We start from the raw sequence: 12,843 nt of genomic DNA on the forward strand, positions 1-12,843 counted from the left end.
CGTTGGACCGGCCAGTGGACCCGGACGACGGAGGGCAGCACGATGCCGCAGCCGCAGGGCGCCGACCTCGAAGCAGTGCGAGCCAGGCGCGAGGACCTCAAGCAGAAGTACCTGCACCCGGCGGGTGAGCGGCCCGCCACCCCCGTGCGCGGCGTGCACCACCTCGCGCTGATCGCGCGGGACGTGGAGAAGACGATCCGCTTCTACCAGGAGTTCCTGGGCTTCCCGCTGGTGGAGCTGGTGGAGAACCGCGACTACGCCGGGTCGAGCCACTTCTTCTTCGACATCGGCAACCGCAACATGCTGGGCTTCTTCGACTTCCCCGGCCACGACCACCCCGACTTCACCGAGACGATCGGCGGCGTGCAGCACCTGGCGCTGTCGGTGTCGGCCGAGCACTACGACTCGATCAGGGCGAAGCTGGACGCCGAGGGCGTCGAGTACCTGGGCCCGGACCGCGGCGTCGAGGACAGCCTGTACGTCCGCGACCCGAACGGCGTGGGCCTGGAGTTCTACCGCGAGGAGCTGGGCGTGTTCGAGGGCGAGACGCTCGTCCGCTGACGCGGCGCGCGAGCGGCCCGCTCCCCGGCCGCTCGCGTCACCGCAGGGCCTTCTCGTAGAAGTGGTCGGCGTACGGGCCGTCGTGGTACCGCTCGATCTCCGCGTAGCCGTGCCGGGCGTAGAGGGCGCGCGCCTCGACCAGGTCGCGGCGGGTGTCCAGCCGCAGCGCGGTCGCGCCCAGTCCGGCCGCCGCGCGCTCGGCCTCGGCCAGCAGCAGCGCGGCGCCACCGGTCCGCCGGTGCTCCGCCGCGACGTACACGCGCTTGAGCTCGGCGGTCGCCCGCCCCAGCAGCCGCACGGCGGCGCACCCCGCCGGCACGCCGTCGTGCCGGGCCACCAGGAACACCGCCGCGTCGTCGGCCGGGTCGTCGACGAGTTCCCGGTCGATCTCCTCCTCCGTCGCGGGACGCTGGTAGAAGCGTCCGATGACCTCGGCGAGGTAGCGGCGCACCAGCGCCACGGCCTCCGGGTCGTCCTGCGGTGTCGCCGACACCGTCCACCGCGCGTTCACGCTCCCATTCTGCCGACGGGAGCCGGCCGAATTCCCGATCGGACCGGATCGGGGTGGTGGAGCGGACCGCGAACCGCGCGAGCAGGACCACCGCGACGGCCGGGACGGCCGTGCCCGCCAGCAGAGCGACGGCGCCTCGGCTCCGGCGACGAGGCCGCTGAGGGAGCCCGCGCCGACCGCGGCGTCGGTCCGCGGTCTCGTCCGTCGTCGCGCGACGGTCGATCCTCCGTTCGCCCGCACGAGAACGGCCTTCCGGTGGGATCGTCCACCGGAAGGCCGTGCCGGCGGGATCAGCGGCCGCTGAGGACGCGGGCCCAGGGTTCGTCGAGGTCGGCGAGGCCGAGGGTGGTGACGACGTTGTCCAGCATCCCGGCGCCGAACCACTGCCGGACGGCCTCCCCGTCGCCGCCGAGGAGGCCGCGGACGAGTTCGACCTGCTTCGCGTAGCACGAGCGCACGGCGTCGCCGACGAGCGGCTCGACGGCGGCGCAGTTGGCCTGCATCAGGAACATCAGGACGTCCCGGTCCTCGATCAGCACGGCGTAGGCCGTCCGCGCCACGCGCAGGGCCTGCGCCGAGGACCGCGGCGGCGGCGCCTCCCCGGCGACCCGCGTCAGGGTGCTCGCCATCAGCTCCGAGACGTGGTCGACCACGCTGGCGAAGAGCGCCTGCTTGTTCGCGAAGAGGCGGTAGACGTAGGGCTGCGAGATGCCGGCCCGCTCGGCGATCTCCTGGGTGGTCGTCCCGTAGAAGCCCTTGCGGGCGAAGCAGGCGACCGCGGCCTCCAGGACGACCCGACGCCGCTGGTCGCTCTTGGTGCTCGTGCCGCGCGCAGGCATGAGCGGTAGTCGATCACGAGGGACTCGGGTCGAGCGCCTCGACGGCGACGAGGGGGTTCCAGCAGTCGACGTAGCGGGTGATCCGGCCGGAGGAGATCAGGCGCAGGTGCTCGGCGAGGGCGCGCTGAGCGGGCGTCCGGCGTGCGACGGCCGAGGTGGTGCTCGTGTGCGCTCCTACGCTAGTGATTGACCAATCACTAGCGTGGTCGGCCGTTCGCGCCCCGGTCGAGAAGGACGGGAGCCACCGCTGATCGGCCGGCGATCAGCGGTGGCTCCCGGTGACGTGCTACGAGGGGTCGTAGGAGTGCGGCAGGTTCCAGGACAGGGCCGCCCGCAGCTCCTCCACGTGCCGGTCGCGCAGGGACGGGTGCTCGTCGTGCGCGATCGGGAACAGCCGCAGGCCGCCGTGGTGCCTGCCGAACGGGCGGTCGCCGAGCTGCGCCGGGGGCGCGGCGCCCTCGGCCAGCCAGACCACCAGCCACGGCCGCGTCTGGTGCGGCACGACCCGCACCCGCGCGATGCTGTACCACCACAGCTGCGAGCGCTGGCCGCCCTCGGACACCACGAGACCCTCGCGGCTGACGGCCAGCGTCCGGCGCGGGCGCAGCGCGGGCACGAGGAACCTCGCCGCCCCGCCCACCAGCGCCAGCAGCACGCCGAGGAACACCGCCTGCTCGTAGAGCCGCAGCGGCCCCTGCTCGGCGACGGCTCCCACCGCGAGCGCCGCCACCGCGAGGCACACCGAGCCCCACCGCAGCTGCGCCGCGCGCGAGGTCCGGAACCGCACACCGTTGCCGACCTGGAGCGGGGTGCGCTCGGGACCGGTGGGAACGCGCAGCGTGCCCGGCTTGGGCACCGACGCCTTCAGCTCGGTGTGCCGCTGCTCCACCAGCGTCTTCACCGGCGCCGGCAGCCAGTCCTGCTGCGCGGTGCCGCCCGGCGAGCCCAGCAGCCGCAGCACCTGCGCCGGGTCCGGCCTGCGGGCCGGGTCGCGCTCCAGGCACGCCGCCGCCACGGCCCGCAGACCCGGCGGCAGGTCCCCCAGCTCCGGCTCGGCGTGCACCGCCCGGTACAGCAGGGCGTTGGTGTTGCCGTCGCCCCACGGCCCGCGCGCGGACGCGGCGAACACGATGATCGCGCCGAGGGCGAACACGTCGCTGCGCGGACCGACCTCGGAACCGACGATCTGCTCCGGCGAGAGGAATCCGGGCGTGCCGAAGAACGCGCCGGTCTCGGTCAGCCCGGTGTGCTCCAGCGCGCGGGCGATGCCGAAGTCGATCACACGGGGCCCGTCCGCGCCGAGCAGCACGTTGGACGGTTTGAGGTCGCGGTGCACGAGTCCGGCTCCGTGGATGGCGCACAGCGCCTCCGCGAGTCCGGCCGCGAGCTTGCGCACGGCCTCCTCGGGCAGGGGGCCGCTGGTCTGCACGGCCTGGTGCAGCGTGGGGCCCGGCACGTACTCCGTGGCCATCCAGGGGCGGGGGGCGTCGGGGTCGGCGTCGATGACGGCGGCGGTCCAGAACCCGCCGACGGACCGCGCCATCTCGACCTCGCGGCGGAACCTCTCCCGGAACCCCGCGTCGTCGGCCAGCTCGGACTTCGCGACCTTCACGGCGACCGGCCGGCCACCGCGGGACCAGCCGAGGTACACCGCCCCCATCGCGCCCGACCCGAGACGACCCGCCAGAACGTACTCGCCGACCTGCTTCGGGTTGTCGACCTGCAGTGGCTGCACCTCGTCCTCTCCCTCGATCACCGATGTCTTCCGTCGAGAGTAGAGGTGCGACGGTCTCGGCGCGGTGACGTTCCGGTCAGGAGGTGTGTCAGGCGGTGCGCGGCGGCAGCGGGAGCGGCAGCGCGGGGAGCCCGTCGAGGCTCACGCCGACGCGCTCCTTCGCCGCGCAGTACTCGGCGAACTGCTCGTCGGTCTTGCGGCCGAAGAAGTCCGCGTGCAGCGAGCGGTCCTCGCGGTGCTCCATCAGCGGCACCGCGAACCCGCAGGAGTCGCTGACCCGCTCGGCGGTGACGACCACGATCGCCCGCACGGCGGGTTCGTCCGCGGCGGCGAAGTGCCCGACGAGACCGGCCCAGCGCGGGTCGTCGCGGAACACCGGCTCACCCCGGCCGTGCACCCGCACGATGTTCGGCGGCCCCTCGAAGGCGCACCACATGAGCGTGATCCGGCCGTTCTCCCGCAGGTGGGCGACGGTCTCCGCGCCGCTGCCGCCGAAGTCCAGGTAGGCCACGGTGCGGTCGTCGAGCACCGCCAGCGAGCCGGCCCGTCCCTTGGGGGAGACGTTGACGTGGCCGTCGCCGGCCAGCGGCGCGGTCGCGACGAAGAAGACGTGCTGCGCGTCGATGAACGACCGCAGCCGGTCGTCGATCCGCTCGTGAACCCTGCCCATCTCCCCATACTGCCCGACGCCGCACCACCGGTGCGCGCAGACCACCGGCCCTGCCGCCGCGACCGGCGCGATCACCCTCCGGGGCCCCGCACCCGCTGTCCGAGCGGCGTGGTTGGCTGTGGCGGTCGAGGCCGACGTCTTCGGGAGGCGCACCGTGGAGAAGCTGGTCCGGGTGGAGCGGGACGGGTCCGGGCTGGCCGTGCTGACGGTCGACGCTCCCCCGCTGAACCTCTACACCGCCGAGTTGCAGGACGCCCTGGACGCGGCGATCGGCGAGCTGGAGGCCGACCGGCCGCGGGCCGCGCTGCTGCGCGCGGAGGGCCGGGTCGTCAGCGGCGGGGTCGACGTGTCGCTGTTCGCGGCGCGGTCCGGTCCGGCGGCGGCGAAGGAGCTGCTCGACCAGATGCTCGCGGTTCCGCTGCGGATCGCGGAGCTGCCGTTCCCGACGGTGTTCGCCGCGCACGGCCTGTGCCTGACGTGGGCGTTCGAGGTCGCGCTCGCGTGCGACCTGCTCGTCGCGTCGGAGCGGGCGTCCTTCGGCCTGGTGGAGAAGGTCGTCGGGCTCACGCCGACGATGGGCGGCACGCAGCGGCTGGCCGCGCGGGCCGGGTCCGGCCGGGCGAAGGAGCTGGTGATGACCGGCGACCGGTACGACGCGGCCACCCTGGAGCGCTGGAACGTCGTCAACCGGGTGCTGCCCGCCGAGGACTTCGACGCGGCGGCGCGGGAGTTCGCGACCGCTCTGGCGATCGGCCCGACGAGGGCGCACGCCGCGACGAAGCGGGTCGTGGCGCACGTCGAGCACGGCGGTGTGGCCGAGGCCGACGCGCACGTCACCACGATCGCCGCCGAGCTGTTCGGCACGCGGGACCTGCGCGACGCGGTGACCTCGTTCCTGACCGACGGACCGGGCAGGGCGACGTTCACCGGCCGCTGACCCCGATCAGGACCGCTCGGCCTGCGCCACCAGCTCGGCGGCCCTGGACCGCCAGGAGAACGGCAGCACCGATCGGCGCAGCTCGTCCGCTGGCCGCGGCGCGCCCCGCTCCAGCGTGGTGCGCAGCGCGGCGATGAACTCCTCGTGGCCGGACGCGCGGCGCACCCGGTCGGCGTACTTGTCCAGTTCGGCGAAGTCCGTGCTGACCACGGGCAGCCCCAGCGCCAGGTACTCCTTGAGCTTGATCGGGTTGGAGTGCCGTATCCAGGAGTTGTTCTGCCACGGCATGATCGCGACGTCGAACCCGGAGCCGTAGGCGGGGATCGTCTCGTACGGCCGGAACCCGAGCCAGTGCACGTTCGCGTGCCCGGCGAACCGGTCCATCGGACTGCCCGCGTCCCCGACGAGCACGAGCGAGGCCCCCGGCAGGTCGACGGCGATCCGCTCCAGCAGGTCGAAGTCCACGACGAAGTCGTCCAGCGCGCCGAAGAACCCGATGCGCGGACCGGGCACCGCGGCGAGGTCGGCGGGCAGCTCCGCGCGCCGGGTGAAGTGCTCCACGTCGACACCGTGGTCCAGGAAGTGCGCGCGGTCGCCGGTGCGCGGCCGCTCCTCCTCCAGGAGTGCCTGGCTGACGTAGACGACGCGGTCGGCGCGGGCGAGCAGCTCGTGCTCCATCGCCTCGATCGTGGCGCGGTCGGACTCGGGGAAGTCGGAGTGCCGGTCGGAGCGGTTGAACACCAGGGAGTGCCGGCGCAGGGGGCGCACCACGTCCCACGCGGTCGGGATCGTCACGACGACGACCGGCACCCGCAGCCGCAGCACCGCGCACACGGCGCGGACCTGCGCCCGCACCAGGACCGCGTTGATCCGCCGCATCAGCGGTGAGCCGTAGAACGGCAGCGGGAGCGGTGACATCACGTGGAAGTTCGGCAGCTCCGGCAGGGGGCGGCGCACGAGCTTCGCGACGCTGCGCAGCTTGCGCGTGACGCGGCGCAGGACGTGCGTGCTGCGGCCCGGCGACGGCATCCGCATCCCGATGCTGTTGACCACCAGCACCCTGCGGTGCTCGGCGACCGAGCGCATGAGCTGGAAGTCCGAGTGAGCCCTGTTGTGGTACCACCAGTCCTGCGCCGAGAAGCAGACCCAGCCGGGACCCCCCACCGGCGCGCTCGGCCGCGACGGCCACCGTCTCATCAGGACCAGGTCGCGCAGCGCGCGGCGGTGCTTGGCTCCCCGGACCCGGCCGCGCGCGACGGCGCGGATCAGCTCGTTCAGCACGACGGCGCACCACATGGCGACGGCGGCGGCCCGCCCGGCGCGCTCGCGGCGCAGCCGCACCCGGTTCGTGGCCGACATCGACCACAGGACCGGTGACGTGCCCTGCTCGCCGCCGAGGTGCACGACGACCGCCTCCGGCTCGTAGCGCACCGCGAACCCGCGGTCGCCCGCGCGCAGCATGTACTCGGTCTCCTCGGAGTACAGGAAGTACCGCTCCTCCAGCTCCCCGGTGGCCTCGACGCACTCCCGCGAGACCAGCCAGGCCGCGCCGGTCGCCCAGTCCGCGTCGGTGCGCGCGGAGTAGACGCGCTGGTCCGTCACCACCTCGCCCAGCGCGGGGAACGCGCCGGCGCGGGTGCCGCCGAGCAGCGCCTCGCCGAGGGCGCGCAGCGCGGTGGGCTCGCGGCGCAGCGACGGCGCCGGTGTGCCGTCGGCGTCGACCACGTGCGGCACGGCGATGCCCGTGCCGGGAACGGCGAGCCGCTCCCGGAGCTTGCGGACGGCGAGCACGTCGAGCCGGACGTCGGGGTTGAGCACGAGCACGTCGCTGCCGCGCGCCGCGGCCAGACCCGCGTTGACGCCAGCGGCGAAGCCGTCGTTGCTCGCGCGGGCGATCACCGTCGCACCGGGGGCGACGCGAGCGACGACGGCGAGGGTGTCGTCGGAGGAGGCGTTGTCCACCACCACGATCCGCGAGTCCGGCACCGGGTCCAGAGCGGCGGCCGCCGAGCGCAGGCATCCCACGACGACGTCCGCGCTGTTGTAGGTGATGATCACGATCGCGAGCGGGCGGGCACTGGTGGTCATGCGGGTGTCACGACTCCCGGAATCCGGTGAAGCGCGCGGTGGCGGGTCTGCGGCGCAGGGCGCCGGTGAGTCTGCGGCGCAGCGCGCCGGCGAGCAGGCGCAGCGCGAACGGCACGTCGTGCAGCAGGTAGCGGCGGGCCAGCCGGCGCGGTTCGAGCAGCAACCGGTGCAGCCACTCGGCTCCCGCGCGCTGCACCGCGGCCGACGCGCGCTGGAAGTCGCCGGCGGCCATCGGGATTCCCGCGCCGCAGCCCAGGTACCACGCCAGCGGCACCTCGCGGCGCAGCCGCTCGATCAGCCTCTCCTGCCGGGGAAAACCCAGTCCGACGAGCACCAGGTCGGGCCGGGCGGCGGCGACGCGCCCGACGACCGCGCGCACGCCGTCCTCGGTGGCGTCGAAGCCGAACGGCGGCGAGTCGGCCCCGGCGACCCGCAGTCCGGGGAACCGCTCCGCGAGCACCCGGCCCGCCCGGTCCGGGACGCCGGGCTCACCGCCGAGCAGGTAGACCGAGCGGCCCTCCCGCGCGGCGGCCCCGGCGAGGGTGAACACCAGCGACGCGCCCGTGACGCGCTCGGGGACCGGCTCACCGGCGAGACGGGTGGCCCACACGACGGGCATCCCGTCCGCGACGACGACCTCCGCGCGGCGCACCAGCGCCGCGAGTCCGGGGTTCCCGGTGGCGGCTCGCACGATGTCGACGTTGGCGGTGACGATCGAGCCGCCCTCGCCGCGCGCCCACCGTCGGCACACGTGGTCGGCGACGGCGCTCTCGCTCAGCGCCATCACCTCGACCGCTCCGACCGGGACGCGTCGCGGCAGCGCACCACCTGTCCCCCGCGAGCGAGATCCTTGCGCCATCTGCGTTTCTCCACTCGATCGTCGCGGGTGACTACTGCGCACATCGAGCGGTCACCGGACCTCGTTACGGAAGTTCGCGCACAGCCGTTCACGGGCCGTAACGAGCGGCCGAACGGACCGATATCCGTTGTGAGGGGGGCGTCTCAGCACGACGCACCGACGGACGAGGCGGTGCTCATGTACGTGGCGTCGGTCAGGACCGGCACACCGGAGCGGGGACGGGGTCGGGTCCCCGGCACGGTGATCGCCCTGGGGACGGTCAGCCTGCTCACCGACGTCTCCTCGGAGATGATCACGGCGTTCATGCCCGTGTACCTGCTGTTCACGCTCCAGCTCGGCTACGCCCGGTTCGGGGTGCTCGACGGCCTCCACACCGGCGCGACGGCCGTCCTGCGGCTCGTCGGCGGGCACCTCTCCGACCGGCTGGGCCGCCCCAAGGCCGTCGCGGGCGTCGGCTACGGCCTGTCCGCGGCGACGAAGCTGCTGTTCCCCGCGGTGGGCACGTCGGCGTTCGGGATCGGCGCGCTGCTCGCGGTGGACCGCGCGGGCAAGGGCCTGCGCACGGCGCCGCGCGACGCGATGATCGCCCTGGCCACCCCGGCCGACCGGCTGGGCGCGGCGTTCGGCGTGCACCGCGGCATGGACACCGCGGGCGCGCTGCTCGGTCCGCTGGTGACGTTCGCGCTCCTGGCGCAGATCGGGACGGTGCCCGGACCGGTCTTCGTGGTGAGCTCGTGCTTCGCCGTCGCCGGGCTCGTCGTGCTCGCGGCGTTCGTGCGCGAACCGGCCGCGCCGCGACGGCACGCGGGGCCGACGCCGTCGGTCGGGGCCGGGCTCGCGCTGCTGCGCGACCCGCGGTTCCGCCGCACCACCGTCGCCACGGCGGTGCTCGGCCTGGCCACCCTGTCCGACGCCTTCGTCCACGTCCTGGTGCAGCGCTCGACCGGCGTGTCCCCCGGCCTGCTGCCGCTGCTGCCGCTCGGCACGGCGCTGGTGTTCCTGGCGGCGGCGGCCCCGGTGGGCCGGCTGGCCGACCGGTGCGGCCGGTGGCGGACGTTCCTCGCGGGACACGTGCTGCTGCTCGGCGTCTACGCGCTCCTGCTGGGCCCGGTCGGCGGGACGCCCGTCGTCGTGGCGGTCCTGCTGCTGCACGGCCTGTTCTACGCGGCCACGGACGGCGTGCTCTCGGCGCGGGTCAGCACGCTGGCCCCGGAGTCGCTGCGCGGTTCGGCGCTGTCGGTCGTGCAGACCGGTCAGGCGCTGGGCCGGCTGGTGTCGTCGGTCGTGTTCGGCCTCCTGCTCCAGTTCGCCGACTTCGGCTCCGCGGTGCTGCTCGCCGCCGGCTCGCTCGTCGCGGCGCTCGTCGTGGCCCGGTTCCTCACCCGGTCCACCTCGTGAGCGGTCGTGGCCGCTGGGGGTGGCCACGACCGCTCGCGAGAGCTCTCGGAGGAGCCCGACGCCGCCGCGGGCGGCGGCGGTGCGGTGCGCCGGGGTGCCGTCCACGCCCGCGGTGAAGCCCTGGAGCAGGGTGCGACGCCCACCAGCAGCGGCACCGAGGCGTCGCACCGCCGGAGTCCCTCCGCGGAGCGCGGGGTCACCGGGTCATCTGACCGGAACCGGTGACGAGGCGTGGGGGACGAGGAGTTCGGGACCGGCCGATCCGTCGGCCGGGACGCGGTAGATCGACGGCTTCTGCCCCGCCGCGGCCTTGCCGTAGGCGAGCGTGGCGTCGTCGAGCCAGACGGCCTGGTCGTCGACACCACCGGTGCCCGGCAGAGAGTGCTCCCGGTCGGTGGTGAGGTCGAGGACGACCAGCTCCCACGGGCCGAGCCTGCCGTCGGTGCGCTTCTTGTAGGCGACCCTCGTGCCGTCCGGCGACAGCGACGGGCACTCGGCGCCCGGCCGCACGGTGCGCGTCGTCCTGGCCGCGAGGTCGCCCTCGACCAGCCAGGTGCGCCCGCCGGAGGACATGGTGGCGTAGAACGTGCGGTCGTCCGCCGCCACGGTGACGCCCCAGAAGTTGCGGTCCTCCGCGCTGCGCGCCACGCCGTCCACAGTGGACGTGAAGCCCTCCAGGGACTCCACCAGCTCGCCGCTGCGCAGGTCCAGCACGCCGGTGCGGGTGGAGAACCCGCCCGCCACCAGGTAGGAGTCGCCGGAGACGAACGTCGTCCACGACACGACGTTCCCGGAGGCCGACACCCTGGCGCGGCTGGGCGTGCCGGGCAGCGGCACGGTCCGCACCTCCCGGCCGCCGTCGTCGACGATCGCCGCCTCGTAGCTCGGACCGGGTCCGGCCAGGCGCAGGCACGCGGTGGTGCCACCGGCGGCGTAGACCCGCTGGCAGCGCCACGGGGTGCCGCCGCGCGGTCCGCCGGGGTCGGCCAGCGCGGCCTTCTCCACCCTGGACCGGCCGTCGTCCTGCTCGACGAACAGGAGGTCGCCGGTGACCGCCGCGGTCACCGGCGCGGCGGCCGAGCGGGCCGAGACGGCCACCGACGCGACGTAGCCGCCACCCGCCAGCACGACCAGCGCGATCACCACGACGCCCACCACCGTCCGGTGCGCCAGCAACCAGGCCCTCACCCGATCCCTCCCTCCCTCCGACCACGACACCTGACTCATCGTGACCAGCGACGTCGTCGTTATCGGTGCAGAGCGCGCCGCAGCGGACAGTTCCCCCACGTCCGACACGCGCTGTAACGGGTTCTGCGCTGCTGCGATGTCCCTCGTGAACACCGTCCCGCACCGCACGTCGACCCGCACCGCACGTCGAGGAGGTGGACCCCCGGTGACCACTGGATCGCGCGGTGCTGGAGCGCTCGCGGCGTCGACGTGCGAGGACGGCACGACGGACTGCACCGTCGTGATCGTCACCCATCAGAGCGAACGCCACCTGCCCCGGCTGCTGGCCGACCTGCGTGCCGCGTCGGCACGGCTGCGGCTGCGGATCGTGCTGGTGGACAACGCCTCCACCGACGGCACGGCACGCGCCGCCGCGGCGTCCGGCGCGATCACGCTGCTCTCGGAGGACAACCTGGGTTACGCCGGAGGGCTGAACCTCGCGTGGCCGCACGTCGCCCCCGGCGCTCCCGTGCTCGTGCTCAACCCCGACGTGACGCTGACGCCCGACGCCGTCGAGCACCTGCTGACCGCCGCGGCGCGACCGGGGGTCGGCGTCGCCGTGCCGATGCTGCGCGACGAGGACGGCACCACGACCCGGTCGCTGCGCCGCGAGCCGTCGGTCCCCCGCGCGCTGGTCGACGCCCTGCTGGGGCGGCACGCGCGCGGACTGCCCGGCGCGCTGAGCGAGACGGTGTGGCACGAGGCCGCCTACCGGTCACCCGGCACGCCGGACTGGGCGTGCGGCGCCGCGCTGATGATCACGCAGGAGTGCCTGCGCCGCGTGGGTCCGTGGGACGCCGGGCGCTTCTTCCTCTACTCCGAGGAGACCGACTTCTTCCGCGGGGTGCGCGAATCGGGCCTGCGCGTCGCGTACGAACCGCGCGCGGTGGTGACCCACGCCGGCGGCGGATCGGGCTCGTCTCCGGCGCTCGTCGCCCTGATGGCGGTGAACCGCGTGCGCTACGCCAGGAAGCACCGCGGCGGGGTCGCCGCGGCGGCCCACTGGTGCGCGGTCGTGCTGCACGAGGCGCTGCGCTGCCGCGACGCGGGCCACCGCGCCGCGCTGCGCGCCCTGCTGAGCCGTTCGGCCAGGCGCGCGCTCCCCGGCACGCACCGCAGCACGACCGAGGAGGACGCACGTGGATGACCTGGTCGTGCTGACGCCCAGCTACGCCCCGGACGCGGAGCTGTTCGGCGACCTGCACCGCTCGGTGCTGGCCAACACGGCGGACGACGTCGTGCACCACGTCGTCGTCCCGCCGGCGGACCGCGCGCTGTTCGCGGCCCACGAGGGCGAGCGCTGTCGCGTGTGGACGTACCCCGAGCTGCTCCCGCGCCGCTTCCTCGGCGTGCCGCGCGCGGGCGTGTGGGTCAACGCCGGGCGCCCCTGGCCGCCGGTGCGCGGCTGGGTGCTCCAGCAGGCGGTGAAGATCGCCGCGGCGGAGCGGTTCGACGCGCGCGCCGTGCTGCTCGCCGACTCCGACGTCGTGCTGGTGCGTCCCACCACGGCGGACAGCTTCACCTCCGCAGGACGGCTCGGGCTGTTCCGGGCCGACGGCGCGGTGCACGCCGGGATGCCGAGGCACGTGCGCTGGCACGCCGTCGCCAGGAAGCTGCTGGGCGTGCCCGGCGAGGCGCGGCCACCGCTGCACGACTACGTGAGCCCCTTCAACGTGTGGGAGCCCGAGGTCGTGCGCGCGCTGCGTCGCCGCGTCGAGCAGGTGACCGGCCGGGACTGGCTGGACGTGTTCTGCTCCCGGCTCCACGTCTCGGAGTTCGTCCTCTACGGCGTCTTCGTCGACGAGGTGCTCGGCGGGCCGGCGCGGCACTGTCCGTCGGACACCATGTTCTGCCACACCTACTGGGACACCACGCCGCTCGACCACGACACCGCGGTGGAGTTCGCGGGAGCCGTCGCACCGGACGCGCTGGCCGTGATGATCTCCGCGAAGTCCGGGACACCGACCGGGGTCCGGCGCAGCGCCGCGGCCCGCGCGGGCTCACGAGGGGGAGAATGA

At 74.5% G+C, this 12,843-nt stretch carries 12 protein-coding genes; 5 read left to right on the plus strand and 7 right to left on the minus strand.

Features of this window, described 5'->3' with window-relative positions; translation table 11 throughout:
* Nucleotides 1-42: 42 nt before the first annotated feature.
* A complete protein-coding gene (locus IMZ35_RS20040; RefSeq protein ID WP_199442673.1) occupies nucleotides 43-561 on the plus strand; it encodes a VOC family protein in 519 nt (172 codons plus the stop codon).
* A gap of 37 nt (nucleotides 562-598) precedes the next feature.
* On the opposite strand, the gene IMZ35_RS20045 is transcribed toward IMZ35_RS20040, so the two are convergent.
* The 4 genes from IMZ35_RS20045 to IMZ35_RS20060 form a co-directional block, all read right to left on the minus strand.
* Nucleotides 599-1,072: a GNAT family N-acetyltransferase gene (locus IMZ35_RS20045; protein WP_199442674.1), complete on the minus strand. Its 474-nt coding sequence runs from the start codon at nucleotides 1,070-1,072 to the stop codon at nucleotides 599-601.
* 290 nt (nucleotides 1,073-1,362) lie between these two features.
* The gene (locus IMZ35_RS20050; RefSeq protein WP_199442675.1) at nucleotides 1,363-1,911 is read right to left on the minus strand and encodes a TetR/AcrR family transcriptional regulator; all 549 of its coding nucleotides are present in this window, start codon (nucleotides 1,909-1,911) and stop codon (nucleotides 1,363-1,365) included.
* A gap of 286 nt (nucleotides 1,912-2,197) precedes the next feature.
* A complete protein-coding gene (locus tag IMZ35_RS20055; protein ID WP_199442676.1) occupies nucleotides 2,198-3,646 on the minus strand; it encodes a serine/threonine-protein kinase in 1,449 nt (482 codons plus the stop codon).
* A gap of 88 nt (nucleotides 3,647-3,734) precedes the next feature.
* Nucleotides 3,735-4,316, minus strand: a complete 582-nt coding sequence (locus IMZ35_RS20060; protein WP_199442677.1) for a pyridoxamine 5'-phosphate oxidase family protein — start codon at nucleotides 4,314-4,316, stop codon at nucleotides 3,735-3,737.
* 163 nt (nucleotides 4,317-4,479) lie between these two features.
* Here IMZ35_RS20060 and IMZ35_RS20065 point away from each other — a divergent pair, with 163 nt between their 5' ends.
* Nucleotides 4,480-5,253 carry an enoyl-CoA hydratase/isomerase family protein gene (locus tag IMZ35_RS20065; protein WP_229372823.1) on the plus strand — a complete coding sequence of 258 codons (774 nt, stop codon included), beginning with the start codon at nucleotides 4,480-4,482 and terminating at the stop codon, nucleotides 5,251-5,253.
* A 6-nt stretch (nucleotides 5,254-5,259) separates the two neighbouring features.
* Here IMZ35_RS20065 and IMZ35_RS20070 read toward each other — a convergent pair whose 3' ends face one another.
* On the minus strand, nucleotides 5,260-7,341 hold the full coding sequence (locus IMZ35_RS20070; RefSeq protein ID WP_199442679.1) for a glycosyltransferase: 2,082 nt from the start codon (nucleotides 7,339-7,341) through the stop codon (nucleotides 5,260-5,262).
* Between the two features lie 7 nt (nucleotides 7,342-7,348).
* On the minus strand, nucleotides 7,349-8,200 hold the full coding sequence (locus tag IMZ35_RS20075; protein WP_199442680.1) for a WecB/TagA/CpsF family glycosyltransferase: 852 nt from the start codon (nucleotides 8,198-8,200) through the stop codon (nucleotides 7,349-7,351).
* Between the two features lie 177 nt (nucleotides 8,201-8,377).
* Here IMZ35_RS20075 and IMZ35_RS20080 point away from each other — a divergent pair, with 177 nt between their 5' ends.
* A complete protein-coding gene (locus IMZ35_RS20080; protein ID WP_199442681.1) occupies nucleotides 8,378-9,598 on the plus strand; it encodes an MFS transporter in 1,221 nt (406 codons plus the stop codon).
* Between the two features lie 204 nt (nucleotides 9,599-9,802).
* Here IMZ35_RS20080 and IMZ35_RS20085 read toward each other — a convergent pair whose 3' ends face one another.
* The gene (locus IMZ35_RS20085) at nucleotides 9,803-10,786 is read right to left on the minus strand and encodes a TolB family protein (RefSeq protein WP_199442682.1); all 984 of its coding nucleotides are present in this window, start codon (nucleotides 10,784-10,786) and stop codon (nucleotides 9,803-9,805) included.
* 205 nt (nucleotides 10,787-10,991) lie between these two features.
* Here IMZ35_RS20085 and IMZ35_RS20090 point away from each other — a divergent pair, with 205 nt between their 5' ends.
* Both IMZ35_RS20090 and IMZ35_RS20095 read left to right on the plus strand, forming a co-directional pair.
* Nucleotides 10,992-11,972: a glycosyltransferase family 2 protein gene (locus IMZ35_RS20090; protein ID WP_199442683.1), complete on the plus strand. Its 981-nt coding sequence runs from the start codon at nucleotides 10,992-10,994 to the stop codon at nucleotides 11,970-11,972.
* On the plus strand, nucleotides 11,965-12,843 hold the full coding sequence (locus IMZ35_RS20095; RefSeq protein WP_199442684.1) for a DUF6492 family protein: 879 nt from the start codon (nucleotides 11,965-11,967) through the stop codon (nucleotides 12,841-12,843). Before IMZ35_RS20090 ends, IMZ35_RS20095 begins: the two co-directional genes overlap by 8 nt.

It is taken from the genome of Umezawaea beigongshangensis, from assembly GCF_016464305.1.
In the GTDB taxonomy this organism is placed as follows: domain Bacteria; phylum Actinomycetota; class Actinomycetes; order Mycobacteriales; family Pseudonocardiaceae; genus Umezawaea_A; species Umezawaea_A beigongshangensis.

Excerpts from the sequence above, each read along its gene's own strand:
- IMZ35_RS20070 (WP_199442679.1), bottom strand. The coding sequence starts at position 7,341 with ATGACCACCAGTGCCCGCCCGCTCGCGATCGTGATCATCACCTACAAC.
- IMZ35_RS20060 (WP_199442677.1), bottom strand. The coding sequence starts at position 4,316 with ATGGGCAGGGTTCACGAGCGGATCGACGACCGGCTGCGGTCGTTCATC.
- IMZ35_RS20050 (WP_199442675.1), bottom strand. The coding sequence starts at position 1,911 with ATGCCTGCGCGCGGCACGAGCACCAAGAGCGACCAGCGGCGTCGGGTC.
- IMZ35_RS20040 (WP_199442673.1), top strand. The coding sequence starts at position 43 with ATGCCGCAGCCGCAGGGCGCCGACCTCGAAGCAGTGCGAGCCAGGCGC.
- IMZ35_RS20075 (WP_199442680.1), bottom strand. The coding sequence starts at position 8,200 with ATGGCGCAAGGATCTCGCTCGCGGGGGACAGGTGGTGCGCTGCCGCGA.
- IMZ35_RS20080 (WP_199442681.1), top strand. The coding sequence starts at position 8,378 with ATGTACGTGGCGTCGGTCAGGACCGGCACACCGGAGCGGGGACGGGGT.